General features: G+C 33.8%; 26 protein-coding genes, 1 pseudogene and 1 riboswitch. Of the genes and pseudogenes, 12 read left to right on the top strand and 15 right to left on the bottom strand.

Annotated features, from left to right (window positions below; genetic code table 11):
* Window positions 1–194 precede the first annotated feature (194 nt).
* Together dapA and BG04_RS19925 are read right to left on the bottom strand one after the other, a co-directional pair.
* Window positions 195–1,082: a 4-hydroxy-tetrahydrodipicolinate synthase gene (gene dapA, locus BG04_RS19930; RefSeq protein ID WP_034653067.1), complete on the bottom strand. Its 888-nt coding sequence runs from the start codon at window positions 1,080–1,082 to the stop codon at window positions 195–197.
* Window positions 1,083–1,209: 127 nt separating this feature from the next.
* Window positions 1,210–1,388: riboswitch (Lysine riboswitch) on the bottom strand.
* Window positions 1,389–1,684: 296 nt separating this feature from the next.
* A complete protein-coding gene (locus BG04_RS19925; RefSeq protein ID WP_034653069.1) occupies window positions 1,685–1,972 on the bottom strand; it encodes a hypothetical protein in 288 nt (95 codons plus the stop codon).
* 404 nt (window positions 1,973–2,376) lie between these two features.
* On the opposite strand from BG04_RS19925, the gene BG04_RS19920 reads away from it, so the two are divergent.
* Together BG04_RS19920 and BG04_RS31060 are read left to right on the top strand one after the other, a co-directional pair.
* A complete protein-coding gene (locus BG04_RS19920; protein ID WP_034653070.1) occupies window positions 2,377–2,556 on the top strand; it encodes an H-type small acid-soluble spore protein in 180 nt (59 codons plus the stop codon).
* Between the two features lie 116 nt (window positions 2,557–2,672).
* Window positions 2,673–2,843, top strand: coding sequence for a hypothetical protein (locus tag BG04_RS31060; protein ID WP_168797092.1), 171 nt, complete (start codon window positions 2,673–2,675; stop codon window positions 2,841–2,843).
* A 248-nt stretch (window positions 2,844–3,091) separates the two neighbouring features.
* On the opposite strand, the gene BG04_RS19915 is transcribed toward BG04_RS31060, so the two are convergent.
* The 3 genes from BG04_RS19915 to BG04_RS19905 all read right to left on the bottom strand — a co-directional run bounded on the left by BG04_RS19915 (window position 3,092) and on the right by BG04_RS19905 (window position 4,684).
* The gene (locus tag BG04_RS19915; RefSeq protein WP_013082600.1) at window positions 3,092–3,409 is read right to left on the bottom strand and encodes a DUF3243 domain-containing protein; all 318 of its coding nucleotides are present in this window, start codon (window positions 3,407–3,409) and stop codon (window positions 3,092–3,094) included.
* A gap of 456 nt (window positions 3,410–3,865) precedes the next feature.
* The gene (locus BG04_RS19910; protein WP_013082598.1) at window positions 3,866–4,057 is read right to left on the bottom strand and encodes a hypothetical protein; all 192 of its coding nucleotides are present in this window, start codon (window positions 4,055–4,057) and stop codon (window positions 3,866–3,868) included.
* A gap of 252 nt (window positions 4,058–4,309) precedes the next feature.
* Complete coding sequence (locus BG04_RS19905) at window positions 4,310–4,684, bottom strand: cupredoxin domain-containing protein (protein ID WP_034653071.1); 375 nt, start codon at window positions 4,682–4,684, stop codon at window positions 4,310–4,312.
* Window positions 4,685–4,898: 214 nt separating this feature from the next.
* On the opposite strand from BG04_RS19905, the gene BG04_RS19900 reads away from it, so the two are divergent.
* Window positions 4,899–6,329 carry a PQQ-dependent sugar dehydrogenase gene (locus BG04_RS19900; RefSeq protein WP_034653073.1) on the top strand — a complete coding sequence of 477 codons (1,431 nt, stop codon included), beginning with the start codon at window positions 4,899–4,901 and terminating at the stop codon, window positions 6,327–6,329.
* A 351-nt stretch (window positions 6,330–6,680) separates the two neighbouring features.
* On the top strand, window positions 6,681–7,241 hold the full coding sequence (locus BG04_RS19895; RefSeq protein WP_034653074.1) for a hypothetical protein: 561 nt from the start codon (window positions 6,681–6,683) through the stop codon (window positions 7,239–7,241).
* A 60-nt stretch (window positions 7,242–7,301) separates the two neighbouring features.
* Here BG04_RS19895 and BG04_RS19890 read toward each other — a convergent pair whose 3' ends face one another.
* Window positions 7,302–8,897: an acetolactate synthase large subunit gene (locus tag BG04_RS19890; RefSeq protein WP_034653076.1), complete on the bottom strand. Its 1,596-nt coding sequence runs from the start codon at window positions 8,895–8,897 to the stop codon at window positions 7,302–7,304.
* Between the two features lie 456 nt (window positions 8,898–9,353).
* Here BG04_RS19890 and BG04_RS19885 point away from each other — a divergent pair, with 456 nt between their 5' ends.
* From BG04_RS19885 to BG04_RS30325, 3 genes are all read left to right on the top strand, one after another.
* Window positions 9,354–9,998 (top strand): hypothetical protein, encoded by a 645-nt coding sequence (locus tag BG04_RS19885; RefSeq protein WP_034653077.1) that lies wholly within the window; start codon window positions 9,354–9,356, stop codon window positions 9,996–9,998.
* Window positions 9,999–10,618: 620 nt separating this feature from the next.
* The gene (locus BG04_RS19880) at window positions 10,619–10,819 is read left to right on the top strand and encodes a cold-shock protein (protein ID WP_016766383.1); all 201 of its coding nucleotides are present in this window, start codon (window positions 10,619–10,621) and stop codon (window positions 10,817–10,819) included.
* Window positions 10,820–11,702: 883 nt separating this feature from the next.
* Window positions 11,703–11,849, top strand: coding sequence for a BH0509 family protein (locus BG04_RS30325; RefSeq protein ID WP_013056404.1), 147 nt, complete (start codon window positions 11,703–11,705; stop codon window positions 11,847–11,849).
* An 80-nt stretch (window positions 11,850–11,929) separates the two neighbouring features.
* Here the strand turns inward: BG04_RS30325 and BG04_RS19870 are convergent, their stop codons facing one another.
* From BG04_RS19870 to BG04_RS19855, 5 genes are all read right to left on the bottom strand, one after another.
* Complete coding sequence (locus tag BG04_RS19870) at window positions 11,930–12,232, bottom strand: hypothetical protein (RefSeq protein WP_034653080.1); 303 nt, start codon at window positions 12,230–12,232, stop codon at window positions 11,930–11,932.
* 180 nt (window positions 12,233–12,412) lie between these two features.
* A complete protein-coding gene (locus tag BG04_RS30605) occupies window positions 12,413–12,538 on the bottom strand; it encodes a DUF5412 family protein (protein WP_165572901.1) in 126 nt (41 codons plus the stop codon).
* A 34-nt stretch (window positions 12,539–12,572) separates the two neighbouring features.
* A complete protein-coding gene (locus tag BG04_RS19865) occupies window positions 12,573–13,058 on the bottom strand; it encodes a hypothetical protein (RefSeq protein ID WP_016766379.1) in 486 nt (161 codons plus the stop codon).
* A gap of 79 nt (window positions 13,059–13,137) precedes the next feature.
* Window positions 13,138–13,614 (bottom strand): hypothetical protein, encoded by a 477-nt coding sequence (locus BG04_RS19860; RefSeq protein WP_034653081.1) that lies wholly within the window; start codon window positions 13,612–13,614, stop codon window positions 13,138–13,140.
* Window positions 13,615–13,760: 146 nt separating this feature from the next.
* Complete coding sequence (locus BG04_RS19855; RefSeq protein WP_016766377.1) at window positions 13,761–14,648, bottom strand: LysR family transcriptional regulator; 888 nt, start codon at window positions 14,646–14,648, stop codon at window positions 13,761–13,763.
* A 184-nt stretch (window positions 14,649–14,832) separates the two neighbouring features.
* Between BG04_RS19855 and BG04_RS19850 the strand changes: the two genes are divergently transcribed.
* Entirely contained in the window at window positions 14,833–15,171 is a 339-nt protein-coding gene (locus BG04_RS19850; RefSeq protein WP_034653082.1) for a DMT family transporter, read from the top strand.
* Window positions 15,171–15,482: a DMT family transporter gene (locus BG04_RS19845; protein WP_034653083.1), complete on the top strand. Its 312-nt coding sequence runs from the start codon at window positions 15,171–15,173 to the stop codon at window positions 15,480–15,482. The genes BG04_RS19850 and BG04_RS19845 overlap by 1 nt, the downstream gene beginning before the upstream one ends.
* 237 nt (window positions 15,483–15,719) lie before the next feature.
* Here BG04_RS19845 and BG04_RS19840 read toward each other — a convergent pair whose 3' ends face one another.
* Both BG04_RS19840 and BG04_RS19835 read right to left on the bottom strand, forming a co-directional pair.
* Complete coding sequence (locus tag BG04_RS19840; protein ID WP_016766374.1) at window positions 15,720–16,232, bottom strand: DIP1984 family protein; 513 nt, start codon at window positions 16,230–16,232, stop codon at window positions 15,720–15,722.
* 41 nt (window positions 16,233–16,273) lie between these two features.
* Window positions 16,274–17,068, bottom strand: a complete 795-nt coding sequence (locus tag BG04_RS19835) for a hypothetical protein (RefSeq protein ID WP_034653085.1) — start codon at window positions 17,066–17,068, stop codon at window positions 16,274–16,276.
* A 213-nt stretch (window positions 17,069–17,281) separates the two neighbouring features.
* Between BG04_RS19835 and BG04_RS19830 the strand changes: the two are divergent.
* A pseudogene (locus tag BG04_RS19830) lies at window positions 17,282–17,425 on the top strand (DinB family protein); the annotation flags it as partial.
* 160 nt (window positions 17,426–17,585) lie between these two features.
* Here BG04_RS19830 and BG04_RS29895 read toward each other — a convergent pair.
* Window positions 17,586–17,792, bottom strand: a complete 207-nt coding sequence (locus tag BG04_RS29895) for a DUF1272 domain-containing protein (protein WP_016766371.1) — start codon at window positions 17,790–17,792, stop codon at window positions 17,586–17,588.
* 144 nt (window positions 17,793–17,936) lie between these two features.
* On the opposite strand from BG04_RS29895, the gene BG04_RS19825 reads away from it, so the two are divergent.
* Both BG04_RS19825 and BG04_RS31425 read left to right on the top strand, forming a co-directional pair.
* Window positions 17,937–18,359, top strand: coding sequence for an Lrp/AsnC family transcriptional regulator (locus tag BG04_RS19825; protein ID WP_016766370.1), 423 nt, complete (start codon window positions 17,937–17,939; stop codon window positions 18,357–18,359).
* A gap of 265 nt (window positions 18,360–18,624) precedes the next feature.
* Complete coding sequence (locus BG04_RS31425) at window positions 18,625–18,837, top strand: hypothetical protein (protein ID WP_016766369.1); 213 nt, start codon at window positions 18,625–18,627, stop codon at window positions 18,835–18,837.
* A 305-nt stretch (window positions 18,838–19,142) separates the two neighbouring features.
* Here the strand turns inward: BG04_RS31425 and BG04_RS19815 are convergent, their stop codons facing one another.
* Window positions 19,143–19,904, bottom strand: coding sequence for a PAS domain S-box protein (locus BG04_RS19815; protein WP_034653089.1), 762 nt, complete (start codon window positions 19,902–19,904; stop codon window positions 19,143–19,145).
* Window positions 19,905–20,233 lie beyond the last annotated feature (329 nt).

Here is a 20,233-nt window from a genome sequence, read left to right as displayed (position 1 = left end):
GAAGATGTATATAGTATACATACATAAAAAAACAGAAAAACTCCCCCAATGCGTTAAGGGAGTTTTTCTATTTTTAGAAGTTAGCTAAATGATGATTCATCCATCTTGAGCTTTGGGTACCAATCTTGCCTTAATGTATCGATTGAATCGGTCGTTTTAGCTATGCTCTCTCTCCTAACCTGTTTTTATTTATTTCAACAGGTAGCGTTAATGCCGCTAGCTTGCAGAACTTTTTCTAGTGCACTTTGCTCTTTATTGCTTAAAGGAACCATTGGCAAACGAACACCGCCAACTTGTATTCCATTTAGATTTAATGCAGCTTTTACTGGTGAAGGACTTGGCGCAATAAATAATGCTCTCATAATTGGAAGCAGATTGCGATGTGTAGCAGCAGCTTTTTGGACATCGCCATTTTTGAAGGCATTAATCATTTCTTGCATATCATTGCCAATGATGTGGGAAGCAACTGAAATAACTCCTGCCCCGCCAATTGCTAATACTGGTATTGTTAACCCATCATCGCCGCTGTATAGTGTAAAGTCGCTAGGTGTTTTGCTAATAATCTCTGCCATGGCATCCAAGTTGCCACTTGCTTCCTTAATTGACACAACATTAGTGATCTCTGATAGACGAACAACTGTTTCAACAGAAATGTTAACTATGCTTCGCCCTGGGATATTATAAAGCATAACTGGTAGAGAGGTTGATTCGGCAATCGTTTTAAAATGCTGGTACAAGCCTTCTTGAGACGGCTTATTATAGTATGGAGCAACGAGCATAATACCATCGACTCCTGTTTCCTCTGCAAGTTTCGTTAAGCTCATCGAAGCTTGCGTGTTGTTTGAGCCAGTTCCAGCGATGACGTGGACTCTTCCAGCAGCAGCTTCTACAACACATTTGAATAATTCAATTTTTTCTTCTGTGGTTAATGTTGGAGACTCTCCAGTTGTACCAGCTACAACTAAGCCGTCTGTGCCATTTGTAATTAAATGCTCAACCAACGTTTTCGTCGCGTTAAAGTCAATTTCGCCATTCTGATCAAACGGGGTAACCATTGCTGTTAATACTTGGCCAAAATTCATAACTACACACCCTTTATAAAATTTTTAAAATTAGAGGGGTCAGAGCCATTCATAAGAAACGCAAAAAAGCAGCAACGAGGGATTCGTTGCTGCAGTAGAAACAATATTTATCAAAAATAGTTTCCGTGCGTAAGATAGCCCTCCATACAGTTTCCCATATGACAGTTCTGTATTTATTCAACAGCAGAACCAGCTTCAAGAACATGAGATTCTTTCAGCTTCGGCAAATACCCCTTTCCACAATTGTCATTGGATCTCATTCTCCTCAAATTGTATACTTATGATCTTTGCACCTCTATCCTCACTTCAAAAAATATTGAAATAAGAAAATATTTAATTGAATTTAATATAACAGTAAATTTCCTTTCACGCAAGAATCATTTAAGTATAATTTTATGGACACCATGTAATTAAGTCCTTACCCTTATTTTTGAGAGAATGCCTCCGGATTATTGACTCAAATCCAATCGACTACATTTAGTACTTTATAATATTCATTTTCTTTTGCGCTAATATAATAATCCTTTTGTTTATAGTTCATATCTCCAATCCTCTTTTGGTTATTTATGAACTATAAATTTTTTCATAAGATAGCATCAAATTTAGACTGTATCTCTTATTTCCTTATAACATCTACATTGATTTAAATAGTTTATAATATCTTGGTTATTTACTTCTTTGATATTATCTCCAAAAAGTTCAACGGCACTTTCTAAACGTTCCCTTTTATTATCAATCGTTAGTACATATCGAAGTGCATCAACTACTGGTGCATTATGGTATGTACGACGAACGAAATATTCTTCGATTGCCTTATTTAAGTATTCTGACTCAGCCTTTCTAAATTTAGTTTCTGACCTTTGAAGGTTCTTTACCTCCATCTCTATCATAAATCCCTCATCCTCTCCGATTTAATTTACTATTTTATTCCCCTACTAGAAGTAAAATAAAACTTAGTTTGTATACAAATAATATATTTTCTCAAAATAAAAAACACCTGTGAAGACAGATGTTTTTTGTAAACTTAACATATTAAAGGAGAAACGATTCGTCAGCAAAAGGAGGAATCTGATTAGGTACAGTATGTGCTCATTTTTCATATTTATACGTATTCGAATTAAAGAATAAAATGAGGTTAAGCAAACCCATTGATGTTCGATTTTTGTAAGGTTAAAGAATAGATTAATTTTTGACGAAGTGAGTTATAGAATGTAGTCAAGTTATTGGTGAGGAAATATAGCTTTATCTTTTAATTGATGCATCACAAGGACATACTAAAAAATGAGGTGATAACATGGAAATAAATCGAGCTAAACAAATTCTTTCTTCCCCCAAGGAAATTGATGTTCATTACCACGGAGTTCCTATTTGGATTAAAAGTGTAGATGAAACATCAAGTATAGCTACCGTTCATGCGAGAGGAACACATGATGAAGACCGTATGGTTCCAGTCCTTGATTTAGAAGAAAAATAAAAAGTCGGAAAGAAAGAATGTAGTTTTTTACATTCTTTTCTTCCATCTCCAAATAGAACCCAATAACTGATACCATATTTCTGTAAGCTTTATTTATAAGAAAAAAGAGGTGCAGCATGAAAGAGAAAAAAGAACCAAAACTTAGAAGTGGCGAGCTAGAAAATGCGAAACTAAAAGGCTATTATGGAATGGATCCTGAAACTAGCCTTCAATCTGTTAATTTTGCTACGACAGAGAACCCATACTTAAATGAGCATTATCAAGAAGATTCTAAAGAAAATGAATAAAAAGAGAAGAAAATAACCGACCCTTATTTCTTTTCTGTAGTTATGCATTTTTATTAAGTTGACAATAGAAGAGTTTTCAGATAACATATTTCGATTTCGGCTTATTCTTACTTTTGCAACGATATTACCTGACACCTAACCATTATAAAGAGCCACTTGTTTTACGCAAGTGGCTCTTTGCTACGTTGATTGAATACGCTTGACCCCCTAATAAATAATGGCAAAAAGCAATCTATAATTGATTTAGATTATTCTTTGACTAATTTAACAAGCATATGAGCAAGATGATGTTGTTCTTCCTCGTTTCCAACTTTCCATAACTCATGTAACAAGTATTGCTCTTCATTTTGTGGTTCCTCATGTGCTGCGAGATAGTCAGCTATTTTTTTAGCTGCTAGAGCTAATTGATTATCATTTAACCCTAGTTTCTCACCTTTTGTGACTTTATCTCCTAAGTAACTTTTAAATTCGTTAAAACTAGAAAGGATGTTGTCTTTCTTCTCTTGACTCATTTCATTTAGTTTATCCTCTACTTTATTTTCAACAGTTTCAGTATTATTGTTCATTTTTCATTCTCCTTCCAATTAAGTATCAATGTTCTTATATGGTAAATCCCCCATTTACAGGTATATAAACATTTCGTAGCCTACTCATATATTAAGTAGAATAGTTTAACGGGCTTCAAAATAGTGAACACTTCTTTTTTGATGAGTTTAAATAGAATATATTGGATATTTAAAAAAGAAAAACTCCCCTAGTACGTTAAGGGAGTTTTTCTTTTTTAAAATATTAAGGGTGTAATTGCTTGTTACTTACATATCATTTAATATTTCTGTAGATATTTATTATAACCTATCAAATGATTTCGAGAAAGCAAAAAATGAAAGCGATTACTTCGAATTTAAAATAACAAATGAAACATAACTGTTTTTTATGAGATGTATTTTGGTTCTGAAAAAATACAGAGCTTAAGCTTAAATGGTCTAAAGTTTCTCTTATATATTAATATATAAGAGAAACTTTTATTCTTTATCGTTTCGTGGCACAGCATTAGAAACCATAGAAATGTCTCCAGTATAATATTTATGCGGATAAGGATCAGAAGACGACTTAGCAGGCTTTGTTACAAACTCTTTCTCAAGATCACCTAATTTGGTTTCATCTGTATTGTTCTCTGATACCTGTTCTAAATTATTTGATTGATTATCGACCATATAAAATTCCTCCTTTTAATTAAACAATGCTCATTGCTCATTAAGGATACATTTTTTAATAACCTGGATATAAATGCTGTTTTTATTCTATACTTTCCTGTGCTTTTTCTTCATTTAGTATATATTTGAAATAAATATTTATTACTTTTTTGAAATTGTGAACGATTTATTTATACCTTTAAAATCTATTATGTTAATTAAGAAAGTATGTTATATTCAATTCAAAAAGCAGAGACCGATTGGCCCTGCTTGTTATTTGACTATTACTTTCCCCACCATTCCACTATTAAAATGATACCTACATATCAGTTCATATGTACCAGGATTTTGTGGTTTTACGGTAATGGTTTTTTCTTTTCCAGGCTGGACTTCAGCGTCAATTCCGAGCTTTTCTACTGTGAAGGTATGCTCTTTCTGACCTTCATTTTTTAATATCAATGTTGTCGTTTTTCCACTCGGGATAGTGATGGTTTCTGGATTAAAGAAATCATCGTTCAACTGAACCTCCATGGCTTTCTGTCTTACCGCGTCGGATTCAGCCAAAACACCGAGTAATCCTGAAGTCATCACACTGATAACCATCGTAAACAAAACGACTAATCCCATTAACCAGTTTTTCACAGACATTTGCATTCACTCCTTTTATAAGCCATATTCTTTTCCAATTCATAAAATAATATCACTATTTTTTTGAATTAATCATTGTTTTTCCTTTATTTCTATTTATAGAAAGCACAAATTCCATTAAATTGCCTAACTTTATAAAATAGTATTGATACTAATAGAACAGTTACAATCATATTCTTATAAAAGAAACCATTAAAAAGGAGTGTCAAGTTAGTTGATAAAAGCTAAGGTTAGTTTACGGCCTATTGTTAGTAAAATAAATTTACCTACTGTGTTGAAAACAGCTATACTTCCTGGTGACTCATTTGAAAGTTTATTTATTGCAACCCAAGTAGGAGAGATCTTTTACATAAGAGACGAAGCTATACAGACTTTTTTAGATATTCGCTCACGAATCATAAAATTAGGTACGTCTGAACCAGGTGTTTCCCGCGGAGGATATGATGAACGAGGATTGCTAGGGCTAGCGTTTCATCCAGAATTTTATTATAATGGTCTGTTTTATCTTCATTACTCAGCAGCTGGAACACAAGGCCCAGGTGCACTTTCCGAACATTATAGGCCTAACCCGTGTGATCCTAAAACTTCAAACTTAAGGTGGATAAATAGAGAAACTAAATATGATCATATTGATACAGTGGAAGAATGGGTTTTCCAACCAAATGCTCAGCCTCAAAAAAGACGGACGTTACTTAACTTAAGAAGACCATTTTTTAATCATAATGGTGTCAACAGCTTAAACTTTTCACCTGAAACTGGAAAACTTATCTTTACAACCGGAGATGGTGGATCAGGCTATGACCCCTTTAACTTAAGTCAGGATGATATAGAAATTTACGGGAAAATAATTGAAATTGATGTAGGTAAGAATACATTTATCCATAATCCACCCGTAGTCACACGTTTTAGTGAACTCCCCTCACCTATTCAGGAAACTCTTACGCTCATTGCTAAGGGTGTTCGCAATATAACGGGTATTTCATTTCAAAAATTTTATAATCAGTACATCAAATATGTGGGAAATGTTGGACAAGACGTAGTAGAGTCGATTTTTTCATTTGTTCATTATAAGCCAATACCTGTTCCTCAACTTGTTCAAGCTTCTTTAATGAGAGCCAAACCCAGCCAAGAAGGATTTATTAACCTTGGCTGGCGGGGATGGGAAGGAGATTTTCCGACTTCGTTTATAAAAAGGTGTTCTGAAAATCCGGCCTTGGATGAGAAAATAATTGCTTATTACAATGAAGCGGTAAAAACTTCAGTGAGACGTATTCAGCCTTTAACAAGTTATTTTCACAAAGATCCCCGCCCCAATAAATTTGGAGGGACCTCCCTTACAGGAGTTCAGCCATATATGGGGAATAAAATCTCTAGCTTAACAGGAAGCGTTATGTTTACGGATATTGCACAGGTTAAAGAATCTCAATCCCCAATTAGAGGAGTTTTAGCTTATACCAGAGCAGGTACAGATTGTAAGCTAAATGATTTTAGTGTTGTGGAAGTTGATTATAATTTTGGTTCCCAATCAGCTTACTACGTTAGTTTGGGAACGAACCTGGATCAAACCAAGCTTTATTTAGGAGTTTATGGCTCTATGAAAGTGTCTGACTTTAATCAAGGTACTGTTTTTGAAATTGTTCCATGATTTATATTTATAAAATTCGAGTGGGTATTGATTTTCTCCTAAAAATTGTAGCTTAATTTTTTTACCAGCTATTTTGTAGGAATGAACAAATGAACTTTCAAGAAAATAAAAAAGCCTTTAATCAATAAAGCCCATAAAAGATTCATTTTATGGGCTACAGTACATACCTTTAGAAAGATAAAGAAATTTATCTTAACGGATATGGCCTATTCCTTTAAAAGTAAATGCGACTTATTAGTCCTCCCGCTTAATTTCTTTATATATTACATGTAAGAGTTGATATATCAGGCAATGATCTAAATCTCTCTTTAACCCCTTATAATGTAAAAACAGTTAACCGAGGTGAAATTCATGTACTTTTTAAAGTCTCTTTCAAGTGAAGTAAAATCTGCGCAGCTTTTTTTTAATAGACTATCTAAAACTAAGCAGCTTGTCTCAGGCGCTCTTTTCGCCAGCTTAGCAGCCCTTTTTCAATCAGCAGGAGGTTTCTTACCAGGAATAGGAGTTTTTATTAGTCCATTCTCTACTGCACCCATTCTTTTTTGTTTTATACTTTCGCTCCCTCTAGGGTTTATTACCTATATACTAACAAATCTGCTTCTTCTGATTATCCAGCCAAGTGAACTTATTATTTTTCCTTTTACAACAGGAATATTGGGAATGGGCATAGGAGCCGCTTTTTACTTTTTTAAAAAGAGATTGTACATTATTATAAGTGGGGCCACTCTATTAACTGTTGGGATTATTACCCTATTGTACGGTTTCAAATTCCCAGTACTAGGTCCCGTGATTTCTAAAAATTTTTCTCTTTCTACTACTGGTTTAATTTTTGTATTTACTTTCCTTTATAGTTGGATTTGGGTTGAACTCAGCTTAGCTTATTTCAAAAAATTAAAAACATTTATTTCCTAGTGAATCTACAAATTAATCCCTTAACAAAGATAACTCGTTAAAATAATGGAGAAATCGCAATCAGCTTTTTAGAAGAACGTCAATTAGGACAATCTCATCTAAACTTTGTAAGGCTCTTTTCATTATATTTTCAAATCCAACTAAACTATTTGCCTGTTCGCCTTTAATTCCAAAGCTTTTTGCCAGTTGAACAAAATCTGGGTTTGTAAAAGTTATTCCATAGCTCTTACCAAACTTTTTGTTCATCATTTCCTGCTCTATTTTTAATGTAGAGTCGTTTAAAACAATAATGATGAATGAAAGCCCTAAGCGCTTTGCCGTCTCTATTTCAGCAAAATTCATTAAAACTCCTCCATCTCCAGTAATACAAATAGCTGGATCATTAGGGCAGGCTAACTTAGCTCCAATTGAGCCTGGTAGAGCAATACCCATGGCAGCTAGACCATTTGATATAATGAGCCTGTTAGGGTTTTTAGGTTGATAAGTTCGGGCTATAGATACTTTATGAGCTCCCACATCTGAAATCACAATTGTTTTCTCTGAAGAGAGCTTGTCAATAATATGCAAGATATTCTCGATTGTCAAAGGCAGCAAATCGCTATCTATCTTTTTCTCTTCAATGTGATAAGATTGCTTAATTTGTTTCTGGAGATTACCAGAGGGAATCCATGGTTTAGAAGGAATATCAAGCTGATTGAATACTCGTAAAGTCTGCTTTATATCTCCAACCAATTCGACCTCTATAGGGTAATATTCATCTACTTCTGCCGGTAAAGTATCTATATGTAAAATTGGTGTTTTTTCTGTGTTCCATTCTTTGGGTAACCTTTCGACAAGATCAAACCCAATTACAATAAGTAGATCAGCTTCCTTTAAGCCTGCGAGCACTTCATCTTTTTCATTAAATCCAAACGTAAAGAAATTTTGTGGATGATCTTTAGACAGTACACCTTTAGCCATATAACTATGGGTAACCGGTGATTGAAGGCGTTCAATAAATCGTTGAAGCTCATCCACGGCTTCCTGTCTAATAGCGCCGTTACCGATAATAACAAAAGGTCTCTCATACTGCTCAATAAGAGTATTGGCAGCCTGAATGGACTCCATTATAGGTATACTTACGGGTATAGATGTAAGTGAAATAGGTTTAATGGGAACGATTTGAGTTGCTAAGTCTTCTGGCAATTCTACTACTACGGGTCCTGGCTTTTCCATTTGTGCAATTTTAAATGCTTTTCGAATAATCTCAGGAATCGTTTGTGCATCTTTTATCTGAACACCCCACTTCGTTGCCGGTTCCACCATTTTGATAATGTCCATATACTGATGCGAATCTTTATGCTGCCTTCCCAAAGCAGCCTGTCCTGTTAAAGCAACAACAGGAGAATGGTCTAGCTTTGCACTAGATATACCTGTCAATAAATTAGTAGCTCCAGGGCCTAATGTTGATAAACATACCCCTACTTTGTTTGTTAACCTTCCGTATACATCTGCCATAAAAGCAGCTCCTTGCTCATGCCTCACATTCACGAATTGAATCTGTTTAGAGTTGGATAAGGAATCAATAAAGTCCAAGGTCTCTTTACCGGGTATTCCGAAAATATATTCAACTCCCTCATTTTCTAAACATTGAACAAGTGTATCCGTCACTTTCATATTGTTCGACCTCTCTCTAGATAGTATTCTGACAAGCTTATGTGAAAGGAATAGCTCATTAATCTTTATCTCATTTTTTGAGTTTCATCTGGAAAAAACCCCAAATTTATGCAAAGAAATCCTATTCACTAACTATTGTTTATAGTGTTGCCATTAGGTTCTTATGTTAAAGACATTTTTTAGAGAATGTATAAATAATTGAATGAGTCAAAAAACTTGGAAGGAAATTAGACCTCAATGATTGTTTCTTTGTTAGTGAACAAAAAAAGCTTTATTTTTTCTGCTCTAACCTTACAAAAAGGTATCCTCTCTCCCCCTTCCTCTATGTTGGCTGATTGAAAGTATGGAGATACCCTATAAAAAATCACTATTAGAATGTAACATTTTGAGGAATGTGAAAAATCCCATATACAAATAATAAGGCGCATACTCGTTTAAATTGGAGGGAGCGTTTTTATGAAAAGATTATTATTGATGGGATTTATGTTGTTATTTTCGCTAAACATGCTAGTTGAACCAAGTAGTGCTCGTGCTGAAACACAAGAACATCGTGTTAGTCAATCTCAGGTAAAGTTTGAAAATGAATTCAGAAGACTTTGGATGGATCATGTACTGTGGACAAGCAATTATATTACAAGTGCAACAACAGCAGGATCAGAAGACCAAAAACAAGTGTTGACAAGGTTATTAAAAAATCAAGAAGATATCGGGAATGCTGTGAAGCCGATATACGGAGAAAAAGCTGGGAATAAACTTACGGATTTGCTCAAGGAACATATTGTGATTGCTGGCAAGATTGTAGATGCGGCTAAAACGGGAAAGAAAGCCTTGGTGAATCAATTAAACCAAGAATGGTATAGAAATGCTGATGATATAGCAGCGTTCCTTAGCCAGGCCAACCCTTATTTAAAAAATGAAGATTTGAAAAAATTACTGTATATGCATTTAAAATTAGTGACAAATGATTTATCTGCAAGCTTAGAAAGAGATTGGGAGGCGAGAATCGTTGCAATTGATGAAGGAGTATCACATATTATCTTAATGGCAGATACTATATCTGCGGGAGTTGTGAAGCAGTTTCCAAAGAAATTTAATAAATAATTTTAATAGGTAAACGTAGATATTCTGCATAAAGCATCATAACCAAAGGTTTAGTAAATTTAAACGCTGGGTATTATCAAATCAAGACGATGTGTTAAGAGTACCGCCCGTGCATAGGGTGTGTCCTTCTCTATCCTATAAAAAATGGCGCCTCCAACGGCGTCATTTTTTATTTGGAAACAAGTTTATTGATTGTAGTGCGAAGGTTGTATTTATATGAAAAAGGTATATAGATTTCTATCTAATCGAATGTATTTTTACACCACTATTCAAAAATTTTTTGAGTGAACTTCCCTTTCTTTTGGACAGACAGCTCCCATTATGCTCTCGTATCTAATTGAGGTTCATATTTATGAATGCAATGCCCTTAATGATTGGGTGAACAGTGGCTAATACTCGACTTCTATCATTTCCATGTTTATTTGAAGTTTTTGCACGAGAACCTCACTATGATGTTATAGCCATACACTTGTTACATTTTAATGGAATGAGTGATGATAAAGAAAGTTAAAAAGATCAAATTAATTTAAGTTTAAGATGTCTCCATTGGGATAATATATAAATAAGCTAGATTTAATGATAATCTGGTTTATTTTCTACATTTTAGGAGGCAACAAAAAATGGAACATGGTAAAGTGAAATGGTTTAATGCTGACAAAGGTTTTGGATTTATTGAGCGCGAAGGTGGAGAAGATGTATTTGTTCACTTCTCAGCTATTCAAGGTGAAGGCTTTAAATCCTTGGATGAAGGGCAAGAAGTGACTTTTGATATCGAAGAGGGACAACGTGGACCACAAGCGACAAACGTAAATAAAGCATAAGAAACCATACTAAAAAACAGACTCTATTTTCAGAGTCTGTTTTTACTTAAAAAGATTTTTATATCAACACTTATTCATCAATAATTATAGTTCGTGTTTTTTTACATAATGACTTTTTAAAATTGTCACTAATTCATTCCATACTCTTCTATTTACTATTTCTCCATCACCAAATATTTTCTCACTCATAGCTCTTATCCTTTTTTGCGCCTGTGTATATTACTTACAAAATAATAAGCGTATTAAGAAATCTGCTGTTTTTGTGTATATGAATTTTTTCATAAAATTGATATCTTGGGCATAATACAGGATAGACACTTGGTAGAGGGGGGATTGTGTGAGACTGAAGGATGGAAACTTTTATACAGATAGTAGAACGAATAAGGTATATAGATTAAATGAAGATAACAAAGGAAGTTGGTACCTGAGTTCTCATGATGATGAAGATAATAATCAAATGTCAAGAACTTCAGGGCGTAACATGATGAAAATGTTAAAGAGTTTTTATAACAAAGTGAACGATAGTTGAAAATTTACAGCTCTGGAAAACAGCATAAAAAATATAAAGCTAGCTTAACACAGTTAGCTTTATTTCTAATTTATAGAGCTAGTTATCATAATGTTTTTTAGGGATTAAGCAACGATACTAACAAAAAATTTTTAGCCTTGCCATTGGGAATCACCTATTATTTAATTTCGATTGCAGAAGCCTTGTTGTCCCTATCCGACGCCATGATACCATTTCTATATTGTTTTTTGAAAAATCATCTATAATTGATATTGTTTTAATCTCATATTGAGATATATAATAAAAACAAGAAAAAGAAAACGCTTTCTACATTTAAATACATTGTTACTTCTCAAACTATAAGGAGGATTTAAAATGAGCCAAGTGGAAAGAAATTCTAAAGTGCAGAAATTAGTTGAGTATCAAAAATTCAATGAAGAAGAAGTTTCGAAGATGACAGATCCGCAGGTTGAATATTATCACTGGCTCTATTTTGATGATTCCGCTTATGATTATATGTAACTCACTATAAAATAAGAAAAAAGCACAAAAACGTTCGTTTCCAACGGGTTTGTGCTTTTTTCATTTCTTTAATTATAGGATTACTCGTTTTTAAGACCATTTCCTGTGACAACAAAGTGAGAGCTGTCTTCCTTCCGTTTGAAAAGTCTCGAGAACTCGCTGTATTCATCGTCTTCTGACGTATCTGGAAACACCTCTAATAAATAACCTTGAGGTAAAAAAATCTTTAGCCCTCCTACTTCGTCCGAGTCAACTCTTTCTACAATCGTGTGTTCGTTTATATCTTCAATTTTATTACCTTTGGCAATACGCCAAGAACATTGAATATGTAAAGCATATTCAGCTGCCTCTTCCGTTCTCCCCCTTTTGAATACATAATCCAATTACCAATGTTTATTCTTTTACATGTAAATAATGTCTACTCTGCTGTTTTCTAGACGAACGCTAGGAAACGATTTTAGCAACAGTAAATAAGTGTAGCTTGATGCTTCAGCTTTGCTTGTTTATTAAGCCCGTTTTTAAATAATTAATACCAAAAGCTCTTAATTGTTTAAAAATAGTATTTAGTTACTCCGATCATTAGCATTAAATGTATCTTGTTTAACGTTTAATGTATGGTCACTGATTTCAACTGTTTCGTCATTTATCCATTTAACCGTGGCTGTTTCCTGAGGATAGTTCCGATAGATGTTTTTTCTTTTATAGTATATATAAGTTATAAGACTACTCGTTATTGTACTCCTCTAGGTCTTTCCATTTTGCAAACTTGTTTCTAAAATACCTAGATATTTCTTCGTCCTTGCTCAGAAGCAAAATTAAAGATGAGTCCCAAAAAACTAATTCTATAATTGCTTTAGGGTGCTGAATTATTGGTGCTTCAATCCAAAAATCCGGATTACCATCAGCATAAGGCTCTTCTTTAAGCACATCTAAATTTATAATTTCTTTCTTATCAAAGGCTGAGAAAACTCCCCATATAAAATAGATATCCTCTTTATTAGCAAGCTCCGTGAGCTTTTCACCTGTAATCCAGTATGTACTAGTGTTCGTTCTGTTGTTGTAAATTCTGTAGTCAGTAAAGTAATGAAGATACTTATCTGGAAAAGATCCATCTAAATCACTCAACAACCAATTGTACTTCTCATGGAGATTATTAAAAGAACTTACTATTTCCTTTAAATCATAAAAGCTCTCTAAGATAGTATTCATGCATGTTTCCTCCATATGTTTTACCATTTTCCTAAGTGATTTTTTTGTACACTATATACAAGAATAGTTAACATAACGCTCATTCAAATTCACTAGGACACCAAATAGCTATGTCACCGCCCGGAGTTGCAACTAAAAGCCAATCAACTCCTCCAAAAGGGTCTCCTAATTGCCAGCATTCGTAGGTAGGATCGTAGCCATTCACAAATAAAACTCTCCCCGATTCTAGAGAAATGATAAGATGAGGCGATACAGTATCTAGCTGAACGTTTACTACTTTTTGTCTCCTAATATCCCAAATATGCTTAAAATGTTGCTCTTCTGTATTAAAGGGCACTTCACCCTCTGATGATGGGTATGTATCACAGGCTTCAGGATATACAGTCCAATTTGTTTCGATGTTTAAAACAAAATCACCATCATCTTTTCTATTATAATTAGTAAAATACAATAGAGTTGTAGAACTATTAATCCCAAATTTCAGGCCGTCTATTTGACTGCCAATAAGTAAGTGTTTCAGCACTCGTTCTGCAAATTTTTGGTCCTCTATTTTCACTGTGCTGGCTCCTTTAAAAGCATTTATGATTTATGCCATATAAAAAGTGAGCTTAAAAACTCACTTTTACCTTTCTAGTTAACACTTGGTGCATTCATATTAAACATAGGGTAAATAAAAAAGCTCTGTATGAAAAAACCGTCTGTTTATTTCTGCTTTTTCCCTTCTCTTACTTCGCTGATTGTCTTTATAAATTCACCCTCAGTTACTCCTAGATAGGAGTCGGAGCGACGAACATACACAATCCTGAGGTTTCTGTAAGGCTCAGGTATTGAAAAGAGTTGTACTAACCCTTCCCGCTCATATCTTTCCGCTAATGATCGGGCTATAAGTGTCACACCAAGACCAGAAACTACTGTCCCCATAATCGTTTCAAGTGTAGCAAATTCCATGATTTTTGGTGATACTATTTGTTCGTCTTTTAACCACTGCTGTAGTCTTTCTCTATATTGGCAGCCTTCATTAAATAAAATGAATGGTAAGTGCAGCAACTCTTTGGCAGACTGAATCTGCTTCTTCCCTTTTTCATTTGCACTGCATACAAGTACAATTTCTTCATCAAAAGCTGGAATTTGATCAAGCGTTGACACATTTACTGGTTCTGCTACAAATGCCCCGTCTAACTGAAACTTAAGAACTTTCTCTATTAATTGTGTACTTACTCCTGACACTAGAGAAATATCCACATTTTTGTGCTTATTATGATAGGAAGAAATGATTTCAGGAAACCCTACTACCGTTTCAACTAATCCAATACATAATGATCCAACAAGGTTACGCTCATCTTGAAATGCTTTCTGTATTTCATCCATCAGCCGCATCATTTGTTCTCCATATGTTAAAAGTTTTCGACCTTCTACATTTAATGTCATTCCTCGTCTGTGACGATGAAACAATGGGTGTCCAATTTTTCGTTCAAGAGACCGAATACGTGCTGTTACATTTGGTTGGACATAGCCTAGCTTATCAGCGGCAAGGCTTACACTGCCGTATTCTGCTACAGCCATAAATATGCGTATATCTTCTACTTCCATAAACATCCTCCTTTCCACTTACATTGATTTAGGTATTAATAATAGTGATATCTATAATCATTTATCATTATTTTACAAGATATCAAGCTCTAGATAAAATAATGACATCCGAGTGCTATTGCAATTATTTAGTAGCAATTACGTAAAGTTCTTAAAATCAGGTGACTGAAAGGAGGAGATCTGATTGTTTTATTTACTATTGTTTCTTGCCATCATCTTGGAGGTAATCGCAGTATTTTTTCTTAATCTTACAAATGGATTCACAAACTTTGTTCCTACTGTTCTCGCCATACTATTTTATTGTTCTTCAATTGCTGCTTATATGCTAATTAACGCCAAAGGTGAAGTAGGAGTAGCAAGTGCTTTGTATGCAGGAGGAGCAACTGTACTTGTTGTTGTCACAGGTATTATCTTTTTTGATGAAACTATTTCTTTATCTAAAATTTTAGGAGTTTCTCTTATTATAATCGGTGCAGTTTCTCTTAACATTAAAGGGAGCTCTAAAGAAAGAAGGACAGCGTAATGGGATACGTATTTTTAACGATGGGCTTAGTTTTAGGCATTGCAGGCCAAATGTGTGTAAAACTATCTAAAGGCCTTAGACAAACTGTTCCCACGATAGGCGCATTTCTACTCTTCATTGCTTGTATTTATTTTATTTCTCTAACGACGCACTATTTTGAAATTGGAATCGTTTTTGCTATATGGGCAGGGCTGACGATTGTTAGTACAACGCTGTTAGGTATTTATATATTTAAGGAATCAAAAAACAAAAGAAAGATTATCTCGGTTACTCTTATTATTACAGGTGTTATTATACTGAAAGCTTTCTAATAAAAATAAGATAAATAAGGCCCTTACTTAACTTACAAGTAAGGGCACCATAGAAGGAGTTAAAAACAAGGAGGTATTGGTCATCGACCGTCCATTGCTATAGTTAGTTATTGGTAAATAGTAACAGTGTAATGGGTCATTGGATTATTGGTTTTATCACTTGCCATCACAATAGTACTTTGAGTACACTAAACATTCTCCTTCTATGCCTTGAAGGGAGTCTCACCTCTTCAAGGGTTAAAAATATTTATCTCCATCAAACTCTAACTCTATTTGATAGTTTTTAGCGTTAATTAAATTTGATAATCTATTTGCTTTTTTTTCAACCTCTAGCCCTCTTAGACGATATTCTTCAGGATCAAATGTAGCCACTTTAATAATGGATACCCCTTCTCCATAGTAGGGATATTCTTCTTTAGACGATGATCCAAACTCTTTGTATTTTCTTGCTTTAGCACGTAATTGAGTGGCATATTCAATCGCTTCTACAATTGTTAGTTTGTGTTCATTATAAGTAATATTATTTTGGATATTGGCCTGATACATTAATTTATCAAGTAGACGCAAATCCTTTCGAATGTCCTCTAAATCCTGTTCAACATCAGATAGTGATCGAGCCTGAGGAGGAATCTTCTCCCCTTTTTCAATCTCTACAAATGCAACACGATCCATCTCTTCTTCTAATTCGTGTATTCGTTTTGATAATACACTTTTCAATTTCACAGCCTCTGCTAGGGAAATTTTAGACATAGATCAAAGCTCCTTTATTCATAAACTTAATTTTTACTATTTTATTGTTCTAATACCTTTTCATAATAAGGAGGTGTTGTATCACTTCCGCCATACCCTGAGACACTGCTGCGATTTACTTTATAAGACATTACATAGTGTCCTTTTCGTTTCCCGTTGGTCCAGTTTTCTTCAAAGGTCACAAGGTATAACTCTTTATTTAACTTTTTAGCACGGGTGCTTCTTTGAACGTGATATCCCTCAAACGTTCCTTTCCACGTTCCCGCTTTATCAGGAAATAGATCAATATCCGTTCCTTCACCACTTGTCGCAAACTCTATAGCATCTTCTTTCGTAAATGGCGGAAGACTAGGTGATATTGCTTCTAGTATACTCCAACTGAGAAGTAAAAGAATAAGAGGTATAATTAGCAATACTTTTGTACTTTTTTCCCTGTCAATTCTTCTTTCTATCCACACATCTATACATGCATATAACATAGCAGCTGCCATCCCGTAATAAGCCAAATATGTATCTTGAAAAAACAAGCCGTTAATTAAGCCTAATATGCCGTGGAAGAAGACAAATAGCCATCTCATGTTGGGAAGCCATTTCTTTCGAATAGCGTCCAGTATAACTGAGACAAAATTTCCGTATACAGCAATAACTGCCCCTACATAAAAAAGATATACAAGGAACCACCCTGCCATGTCATTTCCAGTATGATACGATAGTTCTTCTCCGTCAGTTAGCTGTTGAACCAGACCTGTTATTGTCAAAAGGTAAGCTAAAATAAAGCTTGTAGAAAGAGTTGTTATCGTCTTTCTCAAAATCACATAATCTTTTTCACTTTCCATAAAGGGTACCTTTTTCTACTTATTTCTATATATTTTATATTAAACCATATTTCTTCATATAAAGGTGACTTACAAACAAAAAATTGTGATTGATACTATTTATTTTAGTGGCTTTGTTATAGTAAGTCGTTAATCACAGAAGTACATATATTAAACTGATTTGTGTTAGACTGTTACAAGCTTAATACTTTGAAAAAGAAAGGCTGAAAAAACATGACACAAACGAATACAGCATTTCGTAATGCGCTTATCAAATCACTGCGAGGTGAAAGAGGCCATCTTCCGACGATTAACGCAATAACTGATATTAATATGGAGCTTGCTTCACATAAACAAGAAGAATTACCTTATTCTCTGACAATTGAAAGTGTGCAACATTGCAATGACCATGTAAACTTTCACTATGATGCTTTATAATTTGTTCCGTACTTAAACCTGTTGCGGCTCGCTGTTGAATGCCCACCTCATTGATAGTAGCTGTTTTGACTGCACTATCTATGTAGTGTTGCATCTAAATTCATGACAAGCTCAGTGAGCAACTTAACGAATGTTCTTTACCCCTTGGTCTTTTAACTAGTTCTCCTCCACAGTTAGGACAAATATACATCTCGTTTTCACTACATTTATCACAAAATGTACATTCATGTGTACAGATATAAGCAACAGAGCTATTATGGAGTTTCTTATTGCACTTTTCGCATGTATTTCTCATTTCTAAAGCCATTAAATCCCTCCTTTTGATATAATTAAATTGTATTCTATAAATTTCTATTTTTACATATGTTTCTTATTGTATTACTAAATAATAACTTTAATATTGACGGAAAACCTATTATTTTAATTTATAATTTAAAGCGGGGTATGTTTTATGGATGAAATTGATAAAAATATATTACTACATCTACAAGAGAATGCTCGTTTGTCCGTTACACAGTTGGGAAAGCTGGTTGGTTTATCTACCCCTGCTGTTAATGAAAGAGTAAAAAAACTTGAAGAAAAAAATATAATAGATGGATATAGAGCAATAATTAATCCTGAAAATTTTAACAAACCTGTAACTGCTTTTATTTTATACAGCAATACAAACTGCAGACAATTTGTAGAATATTGCAAAGAACACCCTGAAGTTATCGAATGTCATCGTCTGGCAGGTCAATACAACTACTTAGTAAAAGTTTTAACTAATTCCGTTCAATCTCTTGAAACATTCATTGATGAATCTATGGCTTTTGGGCAGCCATCTACATTGATTAAACTTTCCTCACCAGTTGTTTATAAAGCCATAAAGTAGATTAATAATCTACTCTTTTTTATTACTGAATCTATTCAAGGTAATTCTATTATAAGAAGAACATGTTCTGTTAATGGTCACCTTTTTAACTGACCAGCTAGCAAAATTAGAAGTGCATAGAATTTACAATTGCAGTTACCATACTGTCTGTTCTCGACAGGTATTTTTCTATACGTTCATATGTTACAATAGAGAAAGAACATAAATTAAAATTATATGGTCTCTTTGTACCCTGGGTTTCCTTATAATGGAAAGAGGTACTTTTATGAATATACTTGAAATAAAAAAGACGCTTTATACTCTGATTCAATATGAGGATAGTGCTATTACTCATACCATTCCTCAAGTACTGGAACTGTCGTATTGTAAAACATCTAAGATTTTTCAAATCACTACACTTACGGATCAAAAAACCTTAAATTATAACGATTATGATATAGATAACGCTTCTGAAGCTTTATACAAGATCTTAAACTGAAGAAAGCGATTCAATGATTCTTCTATCTTTTATTTAACAAACGTGCGATTGCACAATATGTTATTTTAAACAAAAGAAACTCCTGGTATATGTTCAGGAGTTTCTTTTGTTTTTCTAATGTATACAAGATACAAATCTAATTTTAAAAAACCATCTAAAAATATTTAAAACAGCACGAAACCATAAAGACGATGCCACTATTTCTTTAATAAGAAACTTCCTCTGAAAGTAGCACCATCTAAAGATTCATATCATATGTATCTTTAAAAACGTAGAAGTTACTTTAGTTATTTTCATTTTACAGGTTATTTACTAGAAGTAATTCCCAAAAAATGAAGTGCGTTTTTTACAGTAGCCATTGTCCGGGTAGAATCTAAATTAATACCTAGCTGTACAGCAGAGCGAGATAATTCTGGCCTTAATCCTGTTAAGATACATTGCACTCCAAGTAGTGACATAACGCTATTAATTTTAAAAAGATGCTCCGTTACAATTGAATTCAATGTATAAATACCGGAAAAATCTATAATTAAACAATTTATATTTTGCGTCTGCACTTTTACTGGAACAGCCATTAAAAGTTGGTTTGCTCTTTGCTCATCTATGGATCCTACTAAGGGAAGTACAGCGATTCCCTCTAAAAGAGGAACAAGGGTTGTAGACAGTTCATTTATTTGCTTTATTATTTCTTTTTGTCTTGTTTCACTCTCTTTTTTTACCGTAATATCTCTCACATAGGTTTGGATTACTTTTTTATCTCCCAGCAGCAAGGGATGACAATATAATTCAACATTAACAGTTGTCCCGTCCAATCTAAATATGGTTTCCTCAATAAGCTCTGCTGGACGTTCATAAGCAGATTGGATTCTTTTCCTTATTGCTGCTTTAGATGTTTCTTGAAATATATCTAAAGGACTGGCACCTATGATATCTTCCCTTTTTCCTCTAAAAAAATGTTCAGCTGCGTGGTTAACATATATAATCTTATGATTTGAATGAATAATGAGTGGATCTAACGCATATTCAATGACTTCTTGATAATCAATACCCGAAATGTTTTCGTTCATAATTTTCACTCCTTAATATGAAGGTTAGACTACTATTTCAAATTTATCAAGGGTTCAATTGCTTGTTTAAGATCTTAAAAAACGATAATAAAGTTTCTTTTGAAGTTATAAATAAGAAATAGTAAGAAAATAAAAGATTAAAAGGTCGTCTGTCCTTTACAGAATACAAATAAAAACAGCCCTTGGAAATGAATTCAAGGGCCCTCTCTGCATTTATTTAAATCATACCTTCTCAAGGTTTAAATATGGTGTAAGGCTTATCAGGAACTGTAAGGTGAGAATGATTTACTTTCACTTCAAACTGAAATTCTGTTTGATGACGAAATATA

It is taken from the genome of Priestia megaterium NBRC 15308 = ATCC 14581, assembly GCF_000832985.1.
Taxonomy (GTDB): Bacteria; Bacillota; Bacilli; order Bacillales; family Bacillaceae_H; genus Priestia; species Priestia megaterium.
This window is presented reverse-complemented; position numbering and strand designations above follow the sequence as displayed.